This is a genomic window from Streptosporangium brasiliense, from assembly GCF_030811595.1.
GTDB classification, from domain to species: domain Bacteria; phylum Actinomycetota; class Actinomycetes; order Streptosporangiales; family Streptosporangiaceae; genus Streptosporangium; species Streptosporangium brasiliense.
The window spans coordinates 409,814-434,180 of the sequence record NZ_JAUSRB010000002.1 but is presented as its reverse complement, the minus strand read 5'-3'; the positions used below and the strand labels follow the sequence as shown (position 1 = coordinate 434,180).

Below are 24,367 nucleotides of genomic sequence, written 5' to 3'. Positions count from 1 at the left end.
GGAGAAAACGGACTGGCTACGCTGGCAAACATGTCCGCAATCGCGCACCAGCAGGCAGAACGTTCTTCCGCCGTCACCGAGATGCCCGACGCGCTGCGCGCGGACGTGCGGCTGCTCGGCGAGCTCCTGGGGCAGGTGATCGCCGAGTACGGCGGCGATGATCTGCTCGCCGATGTCGAACGTCTACGCAAGGCCGTCATCGCGGCCCGTCGCGGGAAGGTCTCGGTCGACGAGATCACCGCGATGGTCGCCGAGTGGCCCGTCGATCGGGCGGTGCAGATCGCCCGGGCGTTCACCTGTTACTTCCATCTGGCGAACCTGGCCGAGGAGCACTTCCGCATCCGCACGCTCCGGATCCGCGACACCGGCGAGGAGCCGCTGCCCGAGTCCCTGGCGCAGGCCGTCCAGGAGCTCGGCGGCGAGCGCGTCGGCGAGCTGGTGGAGGGGCTGCGGCTGCACCCGGTGCTGACCGCGCACCCGACCGAGGCCCGCAGGCGCGCGGTGGTCACCGCGATCCAGCGCATCAGCGACCAGCTCGCCGCCTACAACAGCCCCGAGCGGGGCGCCGCCGAGCGGGCCGAGACCCGGCGGCGGCTGCTGGAGGAGATCGACCTGCTCTGGCGGACCTCCCAGCTCAGGTCGACCAAGCTCGACCCGCTGGACGAGGTCCGCACCGCCATGGCGGCCTTCGACGAGACCCTGTTCCGGGTGGTGCCGATGGTCTACCGCTCGCTGGACGCCGCGCTCGGCGAGGGCACCGGCACCCGCGAGCCGCTGGCCCGCCCCTTCATCCGCTACGGGAGCTGGATCGGCGGCGACCGCGACGGCAATCCCAACGTCACCGCCAAGGTGACCAGAGACGCCGTGCTCATCCAGGCCGAGCACGTGCTGATCGCCCTGGAGAACGCCACCCACCGGATCGCCCGGACCCTCACGCTGACCACCGGCTACACCCCTGCCTCGGCGGAGCTGCGCGCCGCGCTCGCCGCCGCCGAGAACGACCACCCCGACCTGGTCTCGGAGATGGCCACCCGCTCCCCGCAGGAGCCGCACCGGCAGTGGCTGCTGTTCGTGGCCGCCCGGATCGCGGCCACCCGGCAGCGCGGCCTCGACCTGGCCTACCGCTCGCCCGAGGAGCTCCTGGCCGACCTGCGGGCCGCCCAGGCGTCGCTGGTCGCGGCCGGGGCGAGGCGGCAGGCGTACGGCGAGCTGCAGCACCTGATCTGGCAGGTGGAGACGTTCGGCTTCCACCTGGCCGAGCTGGAGGTGCGCCAGCACTCGCAGGTCCACGCCGCCGCGCTGGCCGAGCTCGCCGAGGGGCGGACCTCCGAGCGCACCGACGAGGTGCTGGCCACCATCCGCACGATCGGCTGGATCCAGGAGCGCTACGGCGTGACCGCCTGCTCCCGCTACGTCGTCTCCTTCACCCGCTCGGCCGACGACATCGCCGCGGTCTACGCGCTGGCCGAGCACGCGCTCGGCGACAAGGCGCCGCAGCTCGACGTGGTCCCGCTGTTCGAGTCGGGCGCCGACCTGGCCAACGCCCCCGCGGTGCTGTCGGGGATGCTGGAGATCCCCGGCATCCAGGCCCGTCTGGCCGCCGCCGGCCGGCGCCTGGAGGTCATGCTCGGCTACTCCGACTCCGCCAAGGAGCTCGGCCCGGCCGCCGCGACCCTGAAGCTGTACGAGGCGCAGGAGGCGCTGGCCGCGTGGGCCGCCGAGCACGAGGTGCGGCTGACGCTGTTCCACGGCCGGGGCGGCGCGCTGGGCCGGGGCGGCGGGCCGGCCAACCGGGCCGTGCTCGCCCAGGCCCCGGGCTCGGTCGGCGGCCGTTTCAAGGTGACCGAGCAGGGCGAGGTCATCTTCGCCCGCTACGGCCACGCCGCCATCGCCCGCCGCCACATGGAGCAGGTCACCTCGGCGGTGCTGCTGGCCTCCACCCCGTCCATCGAGGCCCGTACGGCCGAGGCCGCCGGGCGCTTCCGGGGGGTCGCCGAGCAGGTCGCCTCCGCCTCGGAGAAGGCCTACCGGTCGCTGACCGAGGCGCCCGGCTTCCCCGAGTGGTTCTCCCTGGTCAGTCCGTTGGAGGAGATCGGCTCGCTCCGGCTGGGCTCCCGCCCCGCCAGGCGCGGCCTCGGGGCGCCCCGCTCCCTCGACGACCTGCGGGCCATCCCGTGGGTGTTCGCCTGGGCCCAGACCCGGGTCAACCTGCCCGGCTGGTACGGCCTGGGCAGCGGCCTGGAGGCGGTGATCTCCGAGTCCGGCCTGGACGAGCTGCGCGCCGCCTACCGCGAGTGGCCGCTGTTCGCCTCGCTGCTGGACAACGTGGAGATGTCGCTGGCCAAGACCGACCGCGACATCGCGGCCCGCTACCTCGCGCTGGGCGGCCGGGACGACTTCGTCGAGCAGGTCCTGCACGAGTACGACCTCACCCGCCGCCTGGTCCTGGAGATCACCGGTCACAGCCGCCTGCTGGAGAACCGCCGGGTGCTGTCGCGCGCGGTCCAGCTCCGCGACCCCTACGTGGACGCGCTCTCCCATCTCCAGCTCCGTGCCCTGTCGACGCTCCGCGCCGACGACGGGCTGTCGGAGGAGGAGCGCGAGCGGCTGTCCACGCTGTTGCTGCTGTCGGTCAACGGCGTCGCCGCCGGTCTGCAGAACACCGGATGACGGCCTGCCCGCCGCCGGGCCCCGCGGGCCCCGCGGCCGAGGAGGTCCGGTGATCCGTCCCGCCCGGCCCGGCGACGTGCCGGCGGTCGAGGAGCTCGTGGCGGCGGCCTACCAGCCGTGGGCGGACCTGATCGGGATCCGCCCCAAGCCGATGGACGACGACTACGCCGCGCACGTCGCGGCCGGCCACGTCCATCTGCTGGAGGAGGACGAGCCGGGGGAGGGGATCGCCGGGCTGATCGTGCTGGTCCCCGAGGACGGCGTGCTGCTGGTGGACAACGTGGCGGTCGCCCCCGGCCGGCACGGCCGGGGGCTCGGCAGGCGCCTGCTGGCCTTCGCCGAGGACCGGGCCCGTACGGCGGGCCTGGGGGCGCTGCGGCTGTACACCAACGCCCGGATGGAGCCGAACATCGCGCTCTACCTGCGCCTGGGCTACGAGATCACCGAACGTCGCAGGTCGGGACCGCGTGATGTGGTCTTCATGGCGAAACGGCTCGACGGCTGAGCCGTCCCCGTGACGGGACGGCCCGCCGGCCTCGCCGCCGCGCTGCCGAGGCGGGAGGCGCTGAACCGGCCGGCCGGGGAGTCCGGCGGGCCGGTCGCACCGTGAGCGACGGGGCTCAGGGGAGGACCCGCTCCGGGGCCGAATAGAGGTTGAAGCGCTCCTCGCGGAGGAAACCGACCAGCGTCATCCCGAACTCCCTGGCCAGGTCGACGGCCAGGGAGGAGGGGGCGGAGACCGCGCAGACGACCGGCACGCCCGCGGCCAGGGCCTTCTGCATGATCTCGTAGCTGCTGCGCCCGCTGACCATCAGGATGTGCCCGCCCAGCGGCAGCCTCCCGCCCATCAGGGCCCAGCCGACCAGCTTGTCCACCGCGTTGTGCCGCCCCACGTCCTCGCGGATCGCCAGGAGCTCCCCTCCGGCGGTGAACAGCCCGGCTGCGTGCAGCCCCCCGGTCTTGCCGAACACGCCTTGGCCCTCCCGCAGCCGGTGCGGCAGGCCGTACAGGGTCTCGGGAGAGATGCGCAGGTCCTCCTGGGCGGGCAGCGGGGAGCAGCGGCCGCGCAGGGCGTCGAGGCTGGCGGTGCCGCAGACGCCGCAGGCGCTCGACGTCATGAAATGCCGGTCGAGGGCGGGCAGGTCGGGCAGCCGCCCGCCGCGCAGCCGTACCGTCACCGTGTTGTAGCGCGCCTCGGGCGCCACGTCGTCGTCGGTGCAGTAGGCGATGGAGGAGACCTCCTCCGCCGCGACGAGCCCCTCGCCGTGCAGGAACCCCGCGGCCAGCTCGAAGTCGTGCCCCGGGGTCCGCATGGTGATGGCGACCGTGCGGCGGGCCGCGCCGGCCTGGATCCGGATCTCCAGGGGCTCCTCGGTGGCCAGGTCGTCACGGTGGTCGCTGACGGCCCCGGCCGACACCTGCCGGATCCGGGTCCGCGTGGTCGGCCCCGGCCTCGTGACGCCATTCATGAACGCTCCGTCCCGCTCCGCACGTGTCCCATCTTCCCCCGCCCCACCTGTGCGGACAGCCGCCCTCGGGGCCACTCCTCACCCACGGTCACAGTATTCCCAGGTCATTGCCGTAATTCGGTAACAGGCGGTCGCTAGGGGAGGGAAGATGGCTAAGTGCTCGACTCGCCCTTCACCGATCTAGACCGCCCGCCGCTGTCCCAGGCGGCGCTCACCCGTGCCCTGGTCCGCCCCGGCGGCCTGTGGTCCGACATCACCGTCGTCGGCAGGACCGGTTCGACGAACGCCGACCTCGCGCAGGCCGTCCGGGACGGTGCCCGGCAGGGAGCCGTGGTCATCGCCGAGGCGCAGTTCGCCGGCCGCGGCAGGCTGGGCCGCGTCTGGAGCGCGCCGCCGCGCTCCGGCCTGACGTTCTCGATGCTGCTGCGGCCCGACCCGCCTCCCGCCGCACAGGGCTGGCTGCCGCTGCTCGTCGGCTTGGCCGTCGCCTCGGCCGTGCGCAGGATCGCCGAGGTGGACGTCCGCCTGAAATGGCCCAACGACCTGCTGATCGGGGAGCGCAAGCTCGCCGGCATCCTCGCCGAGCGGGTGGACAGCGCGGTGATCGTGGGTGTCGGGCTCAACGTGAGCGTCCGCGCCGACGAGCTGCCCGTGGAGACCGCCACCTCGCTGGTCATCGAGGAGGCCGCCTGCGTCGACCGCGACCCGATCATCCGGGCGGTGCTGCGGGAGATCGAGGCCCACTACCGCGAGTGGTCGCAGGCCGACGGCGACGCCGACGCGTGCGGGCTGCGGGCCGCCTACCTCGGGGTCAGCGCGACGGTCGGCAGCGAGGTCAGGGTGGAGCTGCCCGGGGAGCGGGTGCTCACCGGGCTGGCCACCGGCATCGACCACTCCGGCCACCTGATCGTCCGCTCCAAGGGGGAGGAGCACACGCTGAGCGCCGGCGACGTCGTGCACGTCAGACCGCACACATCATGACGTGGGGCGGCCAGGCGTGCCACGATTTGCCCCATGGGTCTCCCTGATCACCACCTGACGGAGGGGGAACAGCGCATCCGCACGTTCCACCCTCACTGGAAGCGCCTCGTCATCCCGTTCCTCGCGCTGGTCCTCATCATCGCCGGGTCCAGTGCGGCGATTTTCCTCATGCCCGCCTTCGAGTACGACTCCTACGCGCGCATCGCGGTGGCCGTGCTCGCCGTCGGGCTGCTGACCGTGTGGTCGTTCGCGCCGTACCTGCAGTGGAAGAACACCTCCTACGTGCTCACCTCGCACCGGCTGACGATCAGCACGGGCGTGCTGAACAAGTCCAACGACGACATCCCGATGAGCAAGGTCAACACCGTCAGCGCCGACCAGACGCTGGTGGAACGGATGTTCGGCTCCGGGACGCTCAACGTCGAGTCGGCCGGCGAGCAGGGCCACATCACCCTGCGCGACATCCCCCGCATCCAGGAGGTGCGGGCCGAGCTGTTCCGGGCGCTCGACGACGCGGCCGACGGAGACCCGTGAGGGACGGCGGACCAGGTGGCGTAACCTCCTGGATTGGAGCAGGAAGATGGGCGGAGGGGAAGTGACGAGACGTCCGACGGCCGAGGAGATCGAACGCCTCTTCGTCGGCTCGTCGCCCCGCTACACCCGGGTCCAGGTGGCCGAGCTCGCCGACGTGCCGCAGGATCTCGCCGAGCGGATCTGGCGGGCCCTGGGCTTCGCCACGCTCGCCGACGACGCGGTGGCCTTCACCGACGCCGACGTGGCCGCGCTCCGGCGGGTCCGGGCGATGATCGAGGGCGGGCTGCTGGACGAGCAGACGGTCGTCCGGATGGCCAGGGCGCTGGGCCAGACGACCGCCCGGCTGGCGCAGTGGCAGGCCGAGATCATGGTCGGTGCCATGCTCGACCCGGACCAGCCGCCCTCCGACGCCGACCTGGCCGCGGTCCTGGAGACCGCGCACCGGCTGCTGCCGGACTTCGAGCGGGTGCTGGCCCATGTCTGGCGCGCCCAGCTGGCCGCCGCGGGGACCCGGCTGCTGGCCATCACCGACCTCACCGAGGAGGTCGTGCCCACCCGGTTGACCCTCGCGGTGGGCTTCGCCGACCTGGTCTCCTTCACCCAGGTCTCCCGCGAACTGGACGAACGGGCCCTGGCCGAGCTGGTCGAGGGGTTCGAGTCGCGGGCCTCCGACGTGGTCGCCGCGCACGGAGGGCGGCTGGTCAAGACGCTCGGCGACGAGGTGCTGTTCACCGCGGCCGACCCGGGCAAGGCCGCGGTGATCGCGCTGGAGCTGGTCGAGGTCATCCGGCGCTACGGGCCCGAGGTGCGGATCGGCCTGGCCTACGGCCCGGTCCTGCCGGTGATGGGCGACGTCTTCGGGACCACCGTCAATCTGGCGGCCCGGCTGACGGCCATCGCCCGGCCGGGCACGATCGTCGTCGACGGCGAGCTGGCCGAGGCCGTCGCGGAGGTGTCCGGCATCGAGGCGCACCGCATCCGGCGCCGGCCCGCCCGCGGCCTCGGGGTGGTCCAGCCGTACGTGCTCCGCAGGGCCTGATAGGCATGGACGTGGGGGCGCGTCCGTGAAGACGCTGTTCCACCGGTAACCGAGTTCGAAGATTTCGAAGATGAGGTGCAGGACATGCCGTACACCGTGCAAGGAGTGGTCGCGCGTGGCAAGGGTGAGCCCGTCTCCCTGGAGACGGTCCACGTGCCCGACCCCGGTCCCGGCGAGGCGGTGGTGACCGTTCAGGCCTGTGGCGTCTGCCACACGGACCTGCACTACCGCGAGGGCGGGATCAACGACGACTTCCCGTTCCTGCTCGGCCACGAGGCCGCCGGAGTGGTCGAGGCCGTCGGCGAGGGGGTCACCGACGTGGCCCCCGGCGACTACGTGATCCTGAACTGGCGGGCGGTCTGCGGCGACTGCCGCGCCTGCCGGCGTGGCCGTCCGTGGTACTGCTTCAACACCCACAACGCCACCCAGCGGATGACCCTGGCGGACGGCACGCCGCTCAGCCCGGCCCTGGGCATCGGCGCCTTCATCGAGAAGACCCTGGTGGCCGCCGGGCAGTGCACCAAGGTGAACCCCGCGGCGCCGGCGACGGTGGCGGGCCTGCTCGGCTGCGGCGTGATGGCGGGCATCGGCGCGGCCATCAACACCGGCGGCGTGACCCGCGGCGACAGCGTGGCCGTCATCGGCTGTGGCGGCGTCGGCGGCGCGGCGGTCCACGGCTCCTGGCTGGCGGGCGCCACGAAGATCATCGCGGTCGACGTGGACGACCGCAAGCTCGCCTGGGCCAAGGACTTCGGCGCCACGCACACGGTCAACTCCCGCACCACCGACGCGGTGGAGGCGATCAGGGAGATCACCGACGGCAACGGCGCGGACGTGGTGATCGAGGCGGTCGGCCGTCCGGAGACCTACAAGCAGGCCTTCTACGCCCGTGACCTGGCCGGGACCGTGGTCCTGGTGGGCGTGCCCACCCCCGAGATGACGGTGGAACTGCCGCTGCTGGACGTCTTCGGCCGCGGCGGGGCGCTGAAGTCGTCCTGGTACGGCGACTGCCTGCCCAGCCGTGACTTCCCCATGCTCATCGACCTCTACCTCCAGGGGCGGCTGAACCTGGAGGGCTTCGTCTCCGAGACGGTCGGCCTCGGTGACGTGGAGGAGGCCTTCGCCAAGATGCAGCGCGGCGAGGTGCTCCGTTCGGTGGTGGTCCTGTGATCGACAAGATCGTCACTTCGGGCACGTTCTCGCTGGACGGCGGGACGTGGGAGGTCGACAACAACGTCTGGCTGGTCGGCTCCGACAGCGAGGTCGTCGTCATCGACGCGGCGCACGACGCCGACGCCATCGTCGGGGGGATCGGCGGCCGTGAGGTCACGGCGATCGTCTGCACCCACGGGCACAACGACCACATCAACGCCGCGGCCGATCTCGCCGCGCGGGTGGGCGCGCCGATCCTGCTCCACCCGGCCGACCAGGTGCTGTGGGAGATGGTCTACGGCGACATGCCGTACACACCGCTGAAGGACGGCCAGGTGCTCTCGGCGGGCGGCGTGGAGCTCACCGTGCTGCACACGCCCGGCCACGCGCCGGGCGCGGTCTGCCTGCACGCCCCCGGGGCCGGCGCGGTCTTCACCGGCGACACGCTGTTCAAGGGCGGCCCCGGCGCGACGGGCAGGTCCTTCTCCTCCTTCGAGACGATCATCGACTCGATCCGGAGGCGGCTGCTGACCCTGCCGGAGGACACCGCCGTGCACACCGGCCACGGCGACTCCACCACGATCGGCGCGGAGGCCCCGCACCTGGAGGAGTGGCTGGCCAGAGGGCACTGACGCCGCTGTCACGCCGCCCGGCCGCCGATGACCCGACGGGGCCGGGCGGCGCGGCGCGGCGTGGCCGGTGACGTGGCGGGGGAGCGTACCCCATATGTCGTACGTGGCGGGAGAGTGCGCCTTATGTGTCGCACAGCACATAGGCAAGCCTTACCGAATGAGTTACATTAGGTGTGCCTAACCTACTTACGTTCCACGAGAGGCCCGTCCCCCGCCATGTATGTATGTGTCTGCCGCGCGGTTACCGAGAACGAGGTGCACGACTGCATCGCGGGCGGTGCGAAGAGCGCGCGCCAGGTCCGCGACATCACCGGTGCCGGTGGCGACTGCGCTTCATGCGTGCGGAAGATCTGTGCGATCCTGAAGCGGTCTGAAGATCTGATGCCGACCGCATAGCACGAGGAGCCCGCCATGCAGGGCGACAAGAAAATCATCGAACTGCTCAACGAACAGCTCACAGCCGAGCTGACGGCCATCAACCAGTACTTCCTGCACGCCAAGATGCAGGAGAACTGGGGATACACCAGACTCGCGAAATACACCCGCGAAGAGTCCATGGACGAGATGCGCCACGCCGAGAAGCTGACGGACCGCATCCTTTTTCTCGAGGGTCTGCCCAACTACCAGAAGCTGGGCATCCTGCACATCGGCCAGACCGTCCAGGAGCAGCTCCGCGCCGACCTGAACATCGAGCTGGAGGTCGTCACCCGGCTCCGCCCCGCCATCATCCTGATGCGCGAGAAGGGTGACCACACCTCGGCCCGCCTCTTCGAGGAGATCCTCCAGGACGAGGAGCACCACATCGACTACCTGGAGACCGAGCTGGGGCTCATCGAGAGCCTCGGCGAGCAGCTCTATCTGGCCCGCTACGCCGAGCCGCCGTCGGCTTCCTGAGCCGATCGCCCGAACACGCCCGCCGCATCCTTTACGGCTGGGCGTGTTCTGTTTTGTCGGGGAGGTCATTGGCGGTCCTGTCCTTTCCAGGCCCTTACGAGGCGGGAGCAGTACCGCGCGGCCCTGAACCGTTGCGGGACGACTATCCGGGATTTATCAGTGTTTGCCCAGGTCAATGGATAGGTCAATGACGAGTCAAACCGCGCGCTGTGCCCGGGAAACGATCCCCTAAGGTCCTACGATCGCAACATGACCTGTGTACTTCTCGCCGAGGATGACACCTCGATCTCCGAGCCATTGGCGCGTGCGCTACGCCGCGAGGGCTACCAAGTTGAGGTGAGCCCCGACGGCCCGCAGGCCCTGGAACGGGCACTGTCGGGTGGCATCGACTTGATAGTTCTTGACTTGGGCCTGCCCGAGATGGACGGCCTCGAAGTGGCCAGGCGCATCCGCGCGGAGGGCCACGGCACGCCCGTGCTCATCCTCACGGCCCGGGTCGACGAGGTGGACACCGTGGTGGGCCTCGACGCCGGGGCCGACGACTACGTCACCAAACCGTTCCGCCTGGCGGAGCTCCTGGCCCGGGTCCGCGCCCTCCTGCGGCGCGGCACCTCCGAGACACCCGTGGTGCAGGGCGTGCGCATCGACGCCGACTCACGTCGCGCCTGGATGGGCGACAAGGAGCTGCACCTGACGACCAAGGAATTCGACCTGCTGCGCGTCCTCGTCCGCGACGCCGGCAAGGTGGTAACCCGCGAGCAGATCATGCGCGAGGTGTGGGACACCAACTGGTGGGGTTCCACCAAGACCCTCGACATGCACATCTCGTGGCTGCGTCGCAAGCTGGGCGACGACGCCGCCAAGCCCCGTTACATCACGACGGTCCGAGGGGTCGGCTTCCGGTTCGAACGCGAGTAGGTGATGCGTCGTCGACTACTCTCCTCCACCTTGCTCGTCGCGGTCATCGGGGTGCTCCTGCTCGGCATCCCCCTGGGCGTGGCGGTCAACCGGCTGATCGAGGAAGAAGCGACCCAGGAACTCTCCTCCCAGGCCAAAAGCCTGCTGGGGGAGGTGGAGTATGCCCGCATCCAGGATCAGCCCATCGACCCCGAGCAGCTCAAGCGCAAATACCCTGACCGTTACATACAAATCTACGCAAAAGGGACACCCCCTCAGGTGATCACGGTGGGCGACGAGCCCCCCGAGAGCCACAAGATGACCCAGGACGCCCAGTCGGAGAACGGGGTGTACGTCGCGGTCAGCCGGGACAAGACGGAGGTGGAGCACGAGATCCGGGCGTGGCTGCTGCTCATCCTGGCGCTCGCCGCGGCGGCTCTCGCGGTGGCGGTGGGGCTCGCCATCGTGCAGTCACGCCGTCTGACGCTCCCGCTCAGCGACCTGGCGATGATCGCTGAGCGGCTCGGTTCCGGGGACGCGAGGCCGAGCAAGCACCGCTACGGCATCCAGGAGCTCGACCGGGTGGCCGAGGTGCTGGACCGCAGCGCGACCCGGATCTCCGACCTGCTGGCCAGGGAGCGGGAGTTCGCGACCGACGCCTCGCACCAGCTCCGCACCCCGCTCACCGGGTTGACCATGCGGCTGGAGGAGATCGTGGCCGCCGCGCACGAGCCCGGCGTCGTCAAGGAGGAGGGCGAGGCCGCCATCGTGCAGGCCGAGCGGCTCACCGCGGTGATCGACGAACTGCTGGCCGCGGCCCGGCGGCAGCGGCATGCCCAGGCCGAGGTCGTCGAGCTCGACGACCTGCTGGACCAGCAGTTCATCGAGTGGGGCCCGGCCTTCCGCAGGGTCGGGCGGCAGCTCAAGCTGTCCGGCACGCGCGGGCTTCAGGCGGTGGGCACCAGCGGCGGCATCAGCCAGGTGATCTCCACCCTCCTCGAGAACTCGCTGGAGCACGGCGACGGCACGGTGACGCTGACCACCAGCGACAAGGACAGGTCCATCGTGATCGAGGTCGCCGACGAGGGGCAGGGCATCCCCGATGACCTCGCCCCCCGGGTCTTCGAGCGCAACGTGAGCGGGGCGGGCGGTACCGGGCTGGGGCTGACCCTCGCGCGGGCGCTGGCCGCCGCCGACGGCGGCCGCCTTGAGCTGGTACGGCCGCGCCCGGCGGCCTTCGCGCTGTTCCTGCGGCAGGTCGGCGACACCGGCAGGACCCGGGTGGTCAGCGGACCGGCGTGACCTGGCGGACCGGCGTGGTCCGAGGGCCGGTGGGGCCTGGCGGCCGGTGCGGGCCGGCATGAGCCGGCGGGCGGTCGGTCAGCGGGTCCGCGTGGGCTCGTTGGGGAGCTCCTTCGGCACGTCTTCGGTGGCCGACAGGAAGACCCACTTCTTGTAGGACCAGAACCGGAACAGCGTCCCCAGGCCGATGCCGATCAGGTTGGCGATGTTGATGCTCAGCGGGTCGGTCAGCTCCAGGGTGTAGCGGGCGAAGCCGATGCACAGCAGCCCGATCAGCAGGGCGACCCCGTTGAGCAGGAAGAACAGGAAGTATTCCCGGGCGAGCCCGCTCTGCTCCCGGTGCCGGTAGGTCCAGTGGCGGTTGCCGAAGTAGGCGAAGGTGGTCGCGACCACCGTGGCGATCACCTTCGAGGTCAGGGTCCCCCAGTGCAGGCCGTACTGGAGCAGGTTGAAGCCGCCGGTGTCGATGACGAAGGCGATCGCTCCGATGGTCCCGAACTTCGACAGCTCACGGACCAGGTCGGCGAACCGCTCGTAGGCACGTCGCAGAAACTGCACGTCTCCTGCACGGTCCTTTCCAGGGTTGGCTGTGGATCCGCCACTCGGGAGGACCTTGGACATTCTCCTGCCAGGCTACCGGTGCAGCCCCGCCTTCCGCCCGCCGCTGACCGGCTGTTGTGCATAGCAGTCAGTTAAGAATATTTCAACAAATATCGCGCGTTAGCCCGATAAATCGGGGCATCTGACGTTACTCTGATCCGGTAGATCACAGGGAGACTTCGGGGGGAGTCGATGCCCTGCGATCGGTCAGACGGATCGCCGCCCGCGACGGCCACGACCACGGGACCACTCCTTGCCCCGCCGCCTGCTCGTCCTGCTCCTCGGCCTGTGCGTGACGGCCGGCTGCGGCGCGACGGCCAGTGGGGGGAGCACACCCCGTGAGGCGGGGCCGCCGCCCGAGGCGTCCGCCCGCGCGGTCGAGCCCGCCGAGGCCGCCCGGGCCTTCGAGCTGCTGGACCGGCTCGACCGGGCCTGGCGAGAGCGGGACTGCCCGGCGATCGAGGAGCTCACCACCTGGGCGGAGAATACGCTGGGCGGCCGTGCCTGCGAGGCGACCCGGAACGGCCGCCCAGCTCCCGCCAGGAAGAGATACACCGACGCGGAGTTCTTCCTGCCGGCCACGGTCGGCGCCGACCGCTGGTTCGTCGCGCTGGCCCGCAGGCCCGTCCCGGCCTACTTCCTGTTCGTCCACGGGGGCGACGACTGGAGGCTCGCCGCCGGCCCCATCCCGGTGCGGGGCGAGCCGCGCGAGCCGGCCGGGGGCGCGGTGCCCGCCGACGATCCCGGCACCGGGGTCGAGGCGCGCCTGGCGCCGCAGCGCTACCTGACCTACCTGACCGACCCCGCCGGGGTGAGCGGGGTGACCTTCCCCAAGAAGGACGCCGCCAGGGAGCTGTTCGACGAGCTGGTCCAGCGGCCCCGGAAGGTACGGCCCGACCGGCTCGCCTCCGACGTCCGGCTGCTCGTCGGACCGGAGCGCGCGCTGCTGCTGCCCGGCGGGGGCGCGCTCGTCATCCACGCCCTGGAGATCGAACACCGGCAGCGGGCCGGGCCGGGCCGTACCTCGCTGAGGCACCCGATCTACGGCGAGGAGGTGCTGCGCGGGTTCACCGGGAAGGGCCGGGCCGCCGGGCTGACCGGCACCGAGATCGTGCTCCTGGTCACCGAGGTGAGCGGCGGAGCCAAGCTGTCCACCGTCGCCGCACGCAGCTCCCTCGCCGACCTCACCACCGGCTGACCTCCGCCTTCCGGGGGGCCGGTAAACTCAACCGCCGTGAGCAGCCCTTCTTTGGCCGGTCCCATCGGACCCGTCGTCGGCATGATCGGAGCGGGCCAGCTGGCCCGCATGACCCAGCAGGCGGCCATCGCCCTCGGGGTGGAGCTGCGGGTGCTGGCCAACTCGCCGGACGAGAGCGCCGCCCGCGTGATCGCCGACGTGCGCCTGGGCGACTACCGCAACCTGGCGGACCTGCGCGACTTCGCCAAGGGGTGCGACGCGGTCACCTTCGACCACGAGCACGTGCCCACCGAGCACATCCGCGCGCTGGCCGCGGACGGCCCCGCCGTACACCCCGGTGCCGACGCGCTCGTGCACGCCCAGGACAAGGCCGTGATGCGCGAGCGGTTGACCGCGATCGGCGCCCCCTGCCCGCCCTGGCGGCGGATCGCCACGGCCGCCGACGTCGAGGAGTTCGCCGGGGAGAACGGCTGGCCGGTCGTGCTCAAGGCCGTGCGCGGCGGCTACGACGGGCGCGGCGTCTGGGTCTGCCGGTCCGCGGCGGACGCGGCGGAGGTCCTGGCGAGCGGGGTGCCGCTGATGGCCGAGGCGTTCGTGCCCTTCGAGCGGGAGCTGGCCGTCCTGGTCGCCCGGTCGCCGCACGGGCAGGGTGTCAGCTACCCGGTCGTGGAGACCGTCCAGCGCGACGGCATCTGCGTCGAGGTGCTCGCCCCCGCGCCGGGGCTCGACCCCGAGCAGGCCGCGGCGGCCCAGCGGATCGCCCTGACGATAGCCAACGAGCTGGGCGTCAGCGGGCTGCTGGCCGTGGAGATGTTCGCCACCGCCTCCGGGCTGGTGGTCAACGAGCTGGCCATGCGTCCCCACAACAGCGGGCACTGGACCATCGACGGCTCCCGCACCTCCCAGTTCGAGCAGCACCTGCGCGCCGTGCTCGACCTGCCGCTCGGCTCGCCCGCGCAGACCGCGCCGGTCGTGGTGATGGCCAACCTCCTGGGCGGCGACGACCCCGACATCTTCTCCCGCTACGAGCACGTGATGGCGCACGACCCGGGGATCAAGATCCACTTCTACGGCAAGGAAGTACGGCCCGGCCGTAAGATCGGCCACGTCACCGCCCTGGGCACCGACCTGAAGGAGGTCCGGGCCCGCGCCCGGCACGCCGCCGTCTACCTCACCGAGGGCGTATACACGTGAGCGGGCGGGTCCACCGGCACGACACCACTGCGGAAGCGGCCCGTGCGCCGCGAGGCGAGGAGAAGGCATGACCACCGTCGGCATCGTCATGGGCAGCGACTCCGACTGGCCGGTGATGAAACTCGCCGCCGAGGCGCTGGCCGAGTTCGGGGTCGCGTTCGAGGCGGACGTGGTCTCGGCGCACCGCATGCCCGAGGAGATGATCGCCTACGGCGCGCAGGCGGCCGGGCGCGGCCTGAAGGTGATCATCGCGGGGGCCGGGGGAGCCGCTCACCTGCCCGGCATGCTCGCCTCGGTGACCCCGCTGCCGGTGATCGGCGTCCCCGTGCCGCTGAAGTATCTCGACGGCATGGACTCCCTGCTGTCGATCGTCCAGATGCCCGCCGGGGTCCCGGTCGCGACCGTCGCCGTCGGCGGCGCCCGCAACGCGGGCCTGCTGGCCGTACGCATCCTCGCCGCCGCCGACGAGAACCTGCGGACCCGGATGGAGGAGTTCCAGGTGACCCTCAAGGAGCAGGCCCACGCCAAGGGCGCCAGGCTCCGCGCCGAGGCCGCCGGTCTCGGCGCCTGAGCCGTACGGCCTCCGGGCGGCGGGACCTCCGGAGCACGCCGGGCGGCGGTGCGGGACTTCCGACTGGCGTGTGGCGGTGGTTCCGCCCTTCCCTCCTCCAGTGGAGGGGCGGAGCCATCGGTCCCGGAAGCCACTCGCCCGCGCCGGGTTCTCCGGGATGTACGGCGGATCCAGCGGTCCTCAGCATGAAGGCATATTCCTATGTGTATTTGATTCAGTTCTAGGCATACATGGGAGGCGCCCGGTGAGCCGGACGATGATCGACCTGGATGACGACCTGCTGGCCGAGGTGGCCAAGGCGTTGGGGACCGGCACGAAGAAGGAGACGGTCAACACCGCTCTGCGCGAAGTGCTGGAGAATCGGCGCCGGGCGCTGGCGCTGGCTCGGCTCATGCGCGGTGAGGCCGAGACCTATGGCTGGGGCCAAGCTGTCGCGGCAGGGCTGGTCGCCGTCTGCCCCATCACCGAGCTCGAGTATTTCTGCAGCGCGCGGTCACCGGCGGACCGTGAGCGGGGGATCGAGGACATGCGGGAGCTGTTCGGATGAGTGCCTGTCGACGACCGTGCCTATGATCGAGCCTGGCAGGTCCAGGGTCTGCTCACGGCGAAGGGGCAGCATCGGGGCGCGGGACCGGTGGATCTGGTGGTGGCGGCGACGGCAGAGCTACGGGGGCTCACGTTGTTGCACCGTGACCATGATTTCGACTGTGTCGCCGCAGTCACCGGTCAGCCGCTCCAGTGGTATGGCCCCGGGGCGGGGAAATAACCTGCCATCCATCTTTTCCTGCAGATCCGCTGAGCCGCACTTCTTCGGACAGGGCGTAGATCGGCACGCCGGAGCCCTGTCGACGATCCGTACGGCCGAGCAGCCGAGATCCCGTCTGATGATCTCCATCTCCCGGCGGACGGCCGCCAGGCGACGTGTCCGTGATTCACAGTACGGTCGCCTACGCGTGTGGGGGACGATCGAAGGGGCCGAGCCTCCGCTCCGCCGTGCTGGAGGATCAGTGCGGACCGGGTGTGCTCGCCCGGCGACTCCGGGGCTCCTCCCGAGGCGATGGGGGCTATATCGATCCTGAAGGTCGGCTCACTAGCCTGAGGGCTTCCCCCGCGCCTGAGGATGAGGAGCCAACCATGGTGAGGAAGCCGGTGTCGCTCGCGACCGTGGCGACAGCGACGGTCATGCTGACGTCATGCGGGTTGACGGGTGTCCCGCAGGGCGGCGGAGGTGAGGAACGCCAGTCCGGGCCGGCCGCCGCGGCGAGTCCCACCGAGGCCGTGCCAACCTCGCAGCCGGAGACTCCTGAGACGACGGCCACCGCCTCCTCGCCGACCGGCGCCGGAGCGGACACCCGTCCCGCACTGGCGAGCACGCAGAGCACCCGCACCTCGGCCTACAAGGCCGAGGTCGTCGGCCTGAACCGGGTCGCGGGCAAGCACCTCGTGGTCCAGCTCAGGCTCTCCAACACCGGCACCGGCGAGAACATCTCCTGGACCGGGGAGCTGGGGGACAACACCCGCCCGCTCGGCGAGATCCGCTGGGCCTCGGGCATCGGCGTGCTGGACGCGGCCGCGCGCCGCTGGCTGCTGCCGTACAAGCCGGCCGACAGCCCGTGCCTGTGCAGCGACGAGCGCCGTGACGACCTCGGCTATTTCATCAAGCCCGGTGAGTCGCTGTCCGTCTACGCCGTTCTGCCCGCCCCCTCGGGGAACCCGGCCACCACCACCGTCGTCACCCCGCTCGGCCCGCCCATGATGGACGTGCCGATCAGCGACGAGCCCGTCACGCCGCCTCCCGGGCAGACCTTCCCCGACCCCGAGGCCCAGCCGGTCACTGTGATCAGCCACCAGATCATGGCGCCGTCGGAGTCGCCCGACAGGTCGGAGGAGACCAGCGACGACGGTGAGGACCTGCACGTCAACCTCTCCTCCGACGTGCTGTTCGCGCTGAACAAGGCCGACCTGACGCCCCGGTCCAGGGCCGTGCTCACGCGTACGGCCAAGCTGATCGACGCCTCCGAGGGCGCCACGATCACGGTCGAGGGGCACGCCGACTCCTCGGGCACCGACGCCATCAACGACCCGCTCTCCCAGCGCCGGGCCCAGGCCGTGCAGCGCGCCCTGTCCGGCCTGCTGACCAGGACGGGGGTGCGTTTCCAGGCGAAGGGGTACGGCTCGCGCCGGCCGCTCTACGGCAACGAGGACGAGGAGGGACGGCGGCGCAACCGGCGTGTCACTGTGACGTTCGCCAAACCGCGGCCCGCCGAGACGCGGCCCGCGGCGACCCCCGAGGCGGACCCGGCGCCGGACGGAGGCGGCCTCACGGCGCAGGGGAAGGACGACGGGCAGCCGTTCACTCTGGAGGTGACCGGCCTGCGGCGGCTCCCCGGCGATCTGGGCGTCCTCACCTACAAGATCACCAATGACGGCGACGCGGAGGCATGGCACCACGAGCTCAACCGCTCCGCCGAATGGATGTCGTACAAGTACCAGGCCGCCAGCAATGTGCGGTTGACGGACCCCGCCACCCGGCGGCAGTACCTGCCGGGCAGGATCATGGTGCAGACCGGCGACAAGGCCGACGTCTACTGCGCCTGCACCGAGCTGGCGGGCGTCCGAGTGGGCACGGAGAAGATCGCTCCGGGCCGGACGAAGGAGTTCTGGAGCCTCTTCGCGCTGCCCGCCGGCGCCTCGTCGGCACAGGTCAAGATCGCCCAGTACCCTCCGCTGCGCGTGCCCGTCCGGTAGGACGGATCCCCGAATCTCTGCATCCCTGGTTCATCGGAGTCGTCTCGCTAGCGACGCCCATGCCGGGCCGGCGACGTGGTGCCCCGCCGCCGGTGGCCGGGCAGAGCCGAGTCCGCCCCCGCCGCCGGTCAGAAGGTGGGCGGACACGGCGCCTGGCGGATCAGGGATAGATCTTCCTGTGCTCGGCCAGCATCGTGACGTACTGCTCGATACGGCGCGCCCGGGTTTCGGCCTTCTTGGCCTCCTGCACGCGGTAGACGACCGTGTAGCGGTTGCGGCTGTCGAGCGTCGCGAAGAACTCCTCCGCGACGGGGTTCCGCGCCAGGGCGAGCGCCAGGTCTTCGGGCACGGTGGCGGTCCGCGGTCCGTCATACGCCGCGTCCCAGCGGCCGCCCCCCTCGCGCGTTCGATCTCCAGCAGGCCCGGAGGCTTCATCCGGCCCCGCTCGATCAGCGCGACGGCGACGGGCCACGCCTCCGATACCGGCTGCCGGGCACACTATGGAAGGTGCGTCCGGCGCCCTCGCAGGAGAGGCGTCGCGGCGGCCCGCTCCTCACGCTGGAGGAGCGGGCCGTCGCGGGGCGCGCCACGGTCGGCGGGTGGCGCCGAGCGGGCTGAGCCGTAGGCCCGGAGGAGCCGCGGGTGGAGCGGGACCTCAGCTGCTCACTACGGGCGGCCGAGGGCGCGGTAGTGCCAGCCCGAGGCGCGCCAGGTCTCGGCGTCGAGGGCGTTGCGGCCATCGACGATCTTGCGCGCGGCGACGACGGCGCCGAGCGCCTCCGGGTCGAGCTCGATGAACTCCTGCCACTCGGTCAGCAGCAGCACCACGTGGGCGTCCCGGGCGGCGTCCAGGGCGGAGTCGCCGTAGGAGAGCTCGGGATGGGCCCGGCGGGCGTTCTCCTGGGCGACGGGGTCGTAGACGGTGACCCGGCCGCCCTGCTCGCTGATCTTGACGGCGACGTCCAGGGCGGGGGAGTCGCGGATGTCGTCGGAGTTGGGCTTGAAGGCGGCGCCGAGCACGGCGACCGTGCACCCGTGGAAGGAGCCGCCGGCCAGCTCGCGGGCCAGGTCGACCATGCGGGCCCGGCGGCGCATGTTGATCGCGTCCACCTCGCGCAGGAAGGTGAGCGCCTGGTCGGCGCCCAGCTCCCCGGCGCGGGCCATGAAGGCGCGGATGTCCTTGGGCAGGCAGCCGCCGCCGAAGCCCAGGCCCGGGTTGAGGAACTTGCCGCCGATGCGGTCGTCGAAGGAGAGCGCCAGCGACAACTGCTTGACATCGGCGTGCGAGGCCTCGCAGACCTCGGCCATCGCGTTGATGAATGAGATCTTGGTGGCCAGGAAGGCGTTGGCGGCGACCTTGACCAGCTCGGCGGTCGGGTAGTCGGTGATCACGATCGGGGTGCCCTGCTCCAGCATGGGGGCGTACACCTCGCGCATGATCTTCTCGGCCCTGTCGGAGGCCACACCCAGCACGATCCGGTCGGGGTACAGGGTGTCCTTCACGGCGAAGCCCTCGCGGAGGAACTCGGGGTTCCAGGCCAGCTCGGCGCCCGGACCGATGGGGGCCAGCCGGGCCAGCTTGTCGGCCAGGCGCTGGGCGGTGCCCACGGGGACGGTGGACTTGCCCAGGACCAGGCACTCGCGTTTCAGGTGGGGGGCCAGCGACTCGATCGCGGTGTCCAGGTAGGAGACGTCGGCTCCGTACTCGCCGGGTTTCTGCGGGGTGCCGAGGCAGAGGAAGTGCACGTCGCCGAAGGCGGCGGCCTCCTCGTAGGAGGTGGTGAAGCGCAGTCGCCCGTTGGCGAGGTTGCGCCTGAGGACCTCTTCCAGACCGGGCTCGTAGATGGGCAGATCCCCGGCCTGCAGCCGGGCGATCTTCTCCGCGTCGACGTCGACGCCGAGGACTTCGAAGCCCAGCTCCGCCATGCACGCGGACGTCGTCGCACCCAGGTATCCGGTTCCCACCATCGTCAGGCGGTAGGCCACTGGTGTTCCTTTCGGTTCTGCCCGATTATGTGCCGTCAGAGTATCGGTATCCCTCCCGCCGCTCGCCACCTGCATAAACGGGTAGGGACACATATCACATGCGATGGATCGGTCCAGACTTTGTTGGACGTCCTACTATTTGCCCATGAGCTTCCCTCTCTACGCGCTGCCCGAAGAGCACGAGATGCTCCGGGAGACCGTCCGCGCCCTTGCCGACGAGAAGATCGCCCCTCGCGCCGCCGAGGCCGACGAGACGGGGGAGTTCCCCTGGGATGTCTACAAGGCGCTCGTCGCCGCCGACCTGCACGCCGTGCACGTCCCGGAGGAGTACGGCGGGGCGGGGGCCGACGCCCTCGCCACCGTCATCGTCATCGAGGAGGTGGCGCGGGCCTGCGCGTCGTCCTCGCTGATCCCGGCGGTCAACAAGCTGGGGACGGTCCCGCTGCTGCTGTCGGCGTCCGAGGAGGTCAAGCAGCGCTACCTCGCGCCGGTCGCCCGGGGTGAGGCGATGTTCTCCTACGCCCTGTCCGAGGCCGAGGCGGGCAGCGACGCCGCCGCGATGAAGACCCGCGCCGTGGCCGACGGCGACCACTACGTGCTCAACGGCGCCAAGATGTGGATCACCAATGCCGGGGTGTCGGAGTACTACACGGTGATGGCCGTGACCGAGCCCGGAGCCGGGGCCAGGGGCATCTCCGCGTTCGTCGTGGAGAAGGGCGACGAGGGCGTCAGCTTCGGCCCCAAGGAGCGCAAGCTCGGCATCAAGGGCTCGCCGACCCGCCAGGTCATCCTGGAGGACGTGCGCATCCCCGCCTCGCGGATGATCGGCGAGCCGGGCACCGGTTTCAAGACCGCCCTGGCCACCCTGGACCACACGCGCATCACGATCGCCGCCCAGGCGCTCGGCATCGCCCAGGGCGCGCTGGACTACGCGGTCGGCTACGTCAAGGAGCGCAAGCAGTTCGGCAAGGCCATCGCCGACTTCCAGGGAGTCCAGTTCATGGTCGCCGACATGGCGATGAAGCTGGAGGCCGCCCGGCAGCTCACCTACGCCGCGGCCGCCAAGTCCGAGCTGGCCATGCACGGCGAGCCGCAGAAGGACCTCACGTTCTTCTCCAGCGCCGCCAAGTGCGCCGCCTCCGACGCCGCCATGGAGATCACCACCGACGCCGTCCAGCTCCTCGGCGGCTACGGCTACACCAGCGACTACCCGGTAGAGCGCATGATGCGCGACGCCAAGATCACCCAGATCTACGAGGGCACCAACCAGATCCAGCGCATGGTCATGGCCCGCCAGCTCCTGAAGTAGGGCGCCGAGCTGGGAAGCACTGCTCAGCAACGGAGAACCGCCCGGCTGTGGAAGCCGGGCGGTGATCTTTCGAGTATCCGGAACCGGCGCGGGCGTACCTGCTGGTGTACGGCGTGATCGAGCCGGGCACGGAGATCCTCTCCCTCCTCGGACACGCGCCGGTCCCCCGTGAGGCGGCCGCCGGCCTGGCTGATCGACAGCGGTTTCTCACCGCGGAGGATCATCAGGTTGTTCGACCGCAGGTGCAAGCTGTCACCCGGGATCGAGGACCGTTCCCGGTCTGCGGTGCCCGCTACCGTGGTGGCCCGGCCCTCGGGGCGTGTGGTGTGCGAGGTGTCCACCCAGGCCATGGAGCGATACGAGTGCCCCTTCGCGTGATCTGGAGATCGTCCGCCGCAGGTGAAAACCGGGTGACATTTCGTATCACCTGTCAGAAGGTTGGGCGCGGTCGATGAGTTTTGTCGGTGGTGCAGGTCAGTCTTTGCATGCCCACAACTTCTTGTGAGACCCAAGGCTGGGACGCCAGCCATGAACACGTCATGTCCGACAGCCCTGATTGAGGTGCCGTGCCCAGCCCACAGCTCGACTCACCCGCCAAAACCGCGACCGCCGTTCCGGGTCGCACCCCGGCCGTGATCCGGTTGCTGGTGCTCGCCACGTTCGTGGTCATCCTCAACGAGACGATCATGATCAATGCGATCCCGAGCCTCATGGGCGCGCTGCACATCACAGAGCAGACCGCGCAGTGGCTCTCGACCGCCTTCATGCTGACCATGGCCGCTGTCATCCCGATCACCGGGTGGTTCCTGCAGCGGGTGTCCACCCGTCGCGCGTACACCACCGCGATGGGTCTATTCCTGCTCGGCACGGCGTTGGCCGCCGTCGCGCCGTCGTTCGAGGTGCTGCTGGGCGCCCGCATCATCCAGGCGTCCGGGACGGCCGTGATGATGCCACTGCTGATGACCACGCTGATGCAGGTGGTGCCCGAGTCGGACCGGGGCCGGGTGATGGGCAACGTCACCCTGGCCATCTCGGTCGCGCCCGCGATGGGCCCGACGGTCTCGGGGCTGATCCTGCAATTCGGATCCTGGCGGCTGCTGTTCGCCGTGGTGCTCCCCATCGCCGCCGTGATCACATGGCGCGGCCTGAAGCAGCTCAAGAACATCGGAGAGCCCCGGTTCAGCACCATCGACTGGTTGAGTGTGGTGACCGCCGCCGCAGGCTTCGGCGGCCTGGTCTACGGACTCAGCCGGTTCGAGGGCGGCGACGTCCGCGTGGCCACCGCGTTCGTGGCGGCCGGCCTGATCGCCATCGCCGTCTTCGTCGTCCGCCAGCTGTGGTTGCAGAAGCGCGGCGTGCCGCTGATGGACCTGCGCACCCTGCGCCACCGCACCTACACGGTCGCGCTGATCCTGATGTCGGTGTCCTTCATGGCGATGCTCGGCTCGATGATCTTGCTGCCGCTGTACCTGCAGAACGTCCGCGCGCTCAGCCCCTTGCAGACCGGACTCCTCGTGATGCCGGGCGGCCTCGCGATGGGGCTGCTCGGTCCGACCGTCGGCCGCCTGTTCGACCGGTTCGGCGGCCGGGTCCTGGTCATCCCCGGCGCGATCGGAATCATGCTCGCGCTCGCCGGCTTCACCCAGGTCACGATGACCATGCCGTTCTGGCAGCTCCTCGGTCTGCACGCGCTGCTGATGGTGAGCCTGGCCGCGACCTTCACCCCGGTATTCACCCTCGGGCTCGGAGCGGTCCCGCCCTCGCTCTACTCCCATGGCAGCTCGATCCTGAGCACGCTGCAGCAGGTCTCCGCGGCGATCGGCACCGCGCTCGTGGTCACCGTGATGAGCGCGCGAGCCGATTCCCTGAGATCCGCAGGGGTCACGGAGGCGCTCGCCAACCTCGACGGCATGCGGCTGGCCTTCATCATCGGCGCGGTGCTGTCCGTGGCTGTGGTTGTCACCGCCCTGCTCCTGCCGGGCCGAGCGGGCAGCGCCGGCGAGTTCGAGGGACCCGGCCGATGAGACCGGCGTGACGGCGGTGAAGGAGGACGCCGTTCACATATCGGAGATCACCCAGATCCACGAGGGCACCAACCGGATCCAGCGCATGGTCATGGCCCGCCGGCCCCTGAAACAGGGCTTGAGCCGGCGAAGCGCTGTTCGGCGACGGAGAACCGCCCGGCTGTGGAAGCCGGGCGGTGATCTCAGGAACCACCCTGTTCCGTCAGAGACGGGACAAGGGTTGCCGTCCGGCATCATTGCCTCATGATCGAGACCTCTGACACCGGCTGGTACGCGGTCCGCTGCGTCTTCCGCTGGGGCCCGCCACACGACAGCTACGAGGAGCGGGTCACGCTGTGGAGGGCGGGTTCGTTCGACGAGGCCATCGCCATGGCAGAGCACGAGGCGGGCGAATACGTGGCCGACAGCCCGTTCGAGTATCTGGGACTGGCGCAGGTATACCGGCTGGCGGACGACGTGATCGAGTCGGGCGCGGAGATCTTCTCCCTTCTCCGGGACAGCGATCTCGAACCGGAGGAGTATCTTAACGCCTTCTTCGACACGGGACGTGAACGACAGGAGCAGATCTCGTAGGACCTGTCAGCAGGCGCTCGTACATGGTGTTGTCATCCTTGTCGCGCTTGATATCGCCGCCAAGCGATGCGGCATGAACCTTGCCGGCGGGGGATGGATAGTCGGTGATCACCCGGTTGCCGGCATCGGTGGGGGACGGGCCGCCGGTCTCCGTACGGTCTGGATCGACCGGGGGACGTGGCCCGACCAGGAAGGCGGGGCGGACCACGTTGTCGCGGATGCGCTCCAGGCGATGGAAATTCTCCAAACGGAACAGTGAACGTTTTTCGTCCTTCCTGGCGAAGCCGGCGGACAGAGATCGCTTTGACGAGCTGATCTTCACGAAGGGGCAGCAGCCCTGTTTTCGCAGGATGCGCCAGGTCTTCAGGACGGCATCGGCGCGTTCTCCCGGGCCGTGGGGCTTGGCGTGGGTGGGGTTGGCGCTCTTTTGCGACTGCGGCTTGCCTCGACTCCCATGGCCAGTCCGAAGCCGGGTTCGGCATCACCAGGCTTCTGGACTTTGACCTGCTACCTCGGATCAAGCAGATCAACAAGGTCAAGCTGTACCGGGTGGAGAACGGCGAAGCCGACCTGCCCGATCACTTTGAAACGCTT

24 protein-coding genes and 2 pseudogenes are annotated in these 24,367 nt (G+C 70.5%); 21 read left to right on the top strand and 5 right to left on the bottom strand.

The features are described 5' to 3' along the window. Nucleotides 1-30: 30 nt before the first annotated feature. Nucleotides 31-2,670, top strand: coding sequence for a phosphoenolpyruvate carboxylase (locus tag J2S55_RS10405; protein ID WP_306859217.1), 2,640 nt, complete (start codon nucleotides 31-33; stop codon nucleotides 2,668-2,670). Between the two features lie 49 nt (nucleotides 2,671-2,719). Further along, nucleotides 2,720-3,175, top strand: coding sequence for a GNAT family N-acetyltransferase (locus J2S55_RS10400; RefSeq protein ID WP_306859215.1), 456 nt, complete (start codon nucleotides 2,720-2,722; stop codon nucleotides 3,173-3,175). A 115-nt stretch (nucleotides 3,176-3,290) separates the two neighbouring features. On the opposite strand, the gene fdhD is transcribed toward J2S55_RS10400, so the two are convergent. Next, nucleotides 3,291-4,139, bottom strand: a complete 849-nt coding sequence (gene fdhD, locus J2S55_RS10395; RefSeq protein ID WP_306859212.1) for a formate dehydrogenase accessory sulfurtransferase FdhD — start codon at nucleotides 4,137-4,139, stop codon at nucleotides 3,291-3,293. Between the two features lie 156 nt (nucleotides 4,140-4,295). Here fdhD and J2S55_RS10390 point away from each other — a divergent pair, with 156 nt between their 5' ends. From J2S55_RS10390 to J2S55_RS10350, 9 genes are all read left to right on the top strand, one after another. After that, on the top strand, nucleotides 4,296-5,120 hold the full coding sequence (locus J2S55_RS10390; RefSeq protein ID WP_306859210.1) for a biotin--[acetyl-CoA-carboxylase] ligase: 825 nt from the start codon (nucleotides 4,296-4,298) through the stop codon (nucleotides 5,118-5,120). A 33-nt stretch (nucleotides 5,121-5,153) separates the two neighbouring features. Then, nucleotides 5,154-5,654: a PH domain-containing protein gene (locus J2S55_RS10385; RefSeq protein WP_306859208.1), complete on the top strand. Its 501-nt coding sequence runs from the start codon at nucleotides 5,154-5,156 to the stop codon at nucleotides 5,652-5,654. Between the two features lie 46 nt (nucleotides 5,655-5,700). Further along, on the top strand, nucleotides 5,701-6,693 hold the full coding sequence (locus J2S55_RS10380; RefSeq protein WP_370879616.1) for an adenylate/guanylate cyclase domain-containing protein: 993 nt from the start codon (nucleotides 5,701-5,703) through the stop codon (nucleotides 6,691-6,693). Between the two features lie 84 nt (nucleotides 6,694-6,777). Beyond that, the gene (locus tag J2S55_RS10375) at nucleotides 6,778-7,863 is read left to right on the top strand and encodes an S-(hydroxymethyl)mycothiol dehydrogenase (protein ID WP_306859204.1); all 1,086 of its coding nucleotides are present in this window, start codon (nucleotides 6,778-6,780) and stop codon (nucleotides 7,861-7,863) included. Next, nucleotides 7,860-8,477, top strand: coding sequence for an MBL fold metallo-hydrolase (locus J2S55_RS10370; RefSeq protein WP_306859202.1), 618 nt, complete (start codon nucleotides 7,860-7,862; stop codon nucleotides 8,475-8,477). Before J2S55_RS10375 ends, J2S55_RS10370 begins: the two co-directional genes overlap by 4 nt. A 216-nt stretch (nucleotides 8,478-8,693) precedes the next feature. Then, a complete protein-coding gene (locus tag J2S55_RS10365) occupies nucleotides 8,694-8,873 on the top strand; it encodes a (2Fe-2S)-binding protein (RefSeq protein ID WP_306859200.1) in 180 nt (59 codons plus the stop codon). Nucleotides 8,874-8,888: 15 nt separating this feature from the next. Beyond that, on the top strand, nucleotides 8,889-9,371 hold the full coding sequence (gene bfr, locus J2S55_RS10360; RefSeq protein WP_306859198.1) for a bacterioferritin: 483 nt from the start codon (nucleotides 8,889-8,891) through the stop codon (nucleotides 9,369-9,371). 249 nt (nucleotides 9,372-9,620) lie between these two features. Beyond that, nucleotides 9,621-10,289 carry a response regulator transcription factor gene (locus tag J2S55_RS10355; RefSeq protein ID WP_012888073.1) on the top strand — a complete coding sequence of 223 codons (669 nt, stop codon included), beginning with the start codon at nucleotides 9,621-9,623 and terminating at the stop codon, nucleotides 10,287-10,289. Between the two features lie 3 nt (nucleotides 10,290-10,292). After that, nucleotides 10,293-11,570, top strand: coding sequence for a sensor histidine kinase (locus J2S55_RS10350; protein WP_306859180.1), 1,278 nt, complete (start codon nucleotides 10,293-10,295; stop codon nucleotides 11,568-11,570). Between the two features lie 78 nt (nucleotides 11,571-11,648). Here the strand turns inward: J2S55_RS10350 and J2S55_RS10345 are convergent, their stop codons facing one another. Then, nucleotides 11,649-12,128: a GtrA family protein gene (locus J2S55_RS10345; RefSeq protein WP_306859179.1), complete on the bottom strand. Its 480-nt coding sequence runs from the start codon at nucleotides 12,126-12,128 to the stop codon at nucleotides 11,649-11,651. A gap of 295 nt (nucleotides 12,129-12,423) precedes the next feature. On the opposite strand from J2S55_RS10345, the gene J2S55_RS10340 reads away from it, so the two are divergent. The 6 genes from J2S55_RS10340 to J2S55_RS10320 all read left to right on the top strand — a co-directional run bounded on the left by J2S55_RS10340 (nucleotide 12,424) and on the right by J2S55_RS10320 (nucleotide 17,881). Further along, entirely contained in the window at nucleotides 12,424-13,368 is a 945-nt protein-coding gene (locus J2S55_RS10340; protein WP_306859177.1) for a hypothetical protein, read from the top strand. Between the two features lie 36 nt (nucleotides 13,369-13,404). Next, complete coding sequence (locus J2S55_RS10335) at nucleotides 13,405-14,562, top strand: 5-(carboxyamino)imidazole ribonucleotide synthase (protein WP_306859175.1); 1,158 nt, start codon at nucleotides 13,405-13,407, stop codon at nucleotides 14,560-14,562. 67 nt (nucleotides 14,563-14,629) lie between these two features. After that, entirely contained in the window at nucleotides 14,630-15,133 is a 504-nt protein-coding gene (gene purE, locus J2S55_RS10330) for a 5-(carboxyamino)imidazole ribonucleotide mutase (protein WP_306859173.1), read from the top strand. 256 nt (nucleotides 15,134-15,389) lie between these two features. After that, entirely contained in the window at nucleotides 15,390-15,680 is a 291-nt protein-coding gene (locus J2S55_RS10325) for a type II toxin-antitoxin system VapB family antitoxin (RefSeq protein ID WP_306859171.1), read from the top strand. Next, complete coding sequence (locus J2S55_RS48270) at nucleotides 15,681-15,899, top strand: PIN domain-containing protein (protein WP_370879615.1); 219 nt, start codon at nucleotides 15,681-15,683, stop codon at nucleotides 15,897-15,899. 368 nt (nucleotides 15,900-16,267) lie between these two features. After that, the gene (locus tag J2S55_RS10320) at nucleotides 16,268-17,881 is read left to right on the top strand and encodes an OmpA family protein (protein ID WP_306859169.1); all 1,614 of its coding nucleotides are present in this window, start codon (nucleotides 16,268-16,270) and stop codon (nucleotides 17,879-17,881) included. Nucleotides 17,882-18,041: 160 nt separating this feature from the next. Here the strand turns inward: J2S55_RS10320 and J2S55_RS10315 are convergent, their stop codons facing one another. Beyond that, the gene (locus J2S55_RS10315; protein WP_306859167.1) at nucleotides 18,042-18,230 is read right to left on the bottom strand and encodes a YdeI/OmpD-associated family protein; all 189 of its coding nucleotides are present in this window, start codon (nucleotides 18,228-18,230) and stop codon (nucleotides 18,042-18,044) included. 317 nt (nucleotides 18,231-18,547) lie between these two features. Further along, on the bottom strand, nucleotides 18,548-19,867 hold the full coding sequence (locus tag J2S55_RS10310; protein WP_306859165.1) for a UDP-glucose dehydrogenase family protein: 1,320 nt from the start codon (nucleotides 19,865-19,867) through the stop codon (nucleotides 18,548-18,550). Between the two features lie 145 nt (nucleotides 19,868-20,012). Between J2S55_RS10310 and J2S55_RS10305 the strand changes: the two genes are divergently transcribed. The 3 genes from J2S55_RS10305 to J2S55_RS10295 all read left to right on the top strand — a co-directional run bounded on the left by J2S55_RS10305 (nucleotide 20,013) and on the right by J2S55_RS10295 (nucleotide 23,773). Then, complete coding sequence (locus tag J2S55_RS10305; protein ID WP_306859163.1) at nucleotides 20,013-21,176, top strand: acyl-CoA dehydrogenase family protein; 1,164 nt, start codon at nucleotides 20,013-20,015, stop codon at nucleotides 21,174-21,176. Nucleotides 21,177-21,742: 566 nt separating this feature from the next. Next, entirely contained in the window at nucleotides 21,743-23,200 is a 1,458-nt protein-coding gene (locus J2S55_RS10300; RefSeq protein ID WP_306859161.1) for an MDR family MFS transporter, read from the top strand. A 243-nt stretch (nucleotides 23,201-23,443) separates the two neighbouring features. Beyond that, complete coding sequence (locus J2S55_RS10295; protein WP_306859159.1) at nucleotides 23,444-23,773, top strand: hypothetical protein; 330 nt, start codon at nucleotides 23,444-23,446, stop codon at nucleotides 23,771-23,773. Nucleotides 23,774-24,063: 290 nt separating this feature from the next. Here J2S55_RS10295 and J2S55_RS10290 read toward each other — a convergent pair. Next, nucleotides 24,064-24,221, bottom strand: a pseudogene (locus tag J2S55_RS10290) (IS5/IS1182 family transposase); the annotation flags it as partial. On the opposite strand from J2S55_RS10290, the pseudogene J2S55_RS48265 reads away from it, so the two are divergent. After that, a pseudogene (locus tag J2S55_RS48265) lies at nucleotides 24,218-24,343 on the top strand (Tn3 family transposase); the annotation flags it as partial. The pseudogenes J2S55_RS10290 and J2S55_RS48265 sit on opposite strands and share 4 nt — an antisense overlap. Between the last annotated feature and the right edge of the window lie 24 nt (nucleotides 24,344-24,367).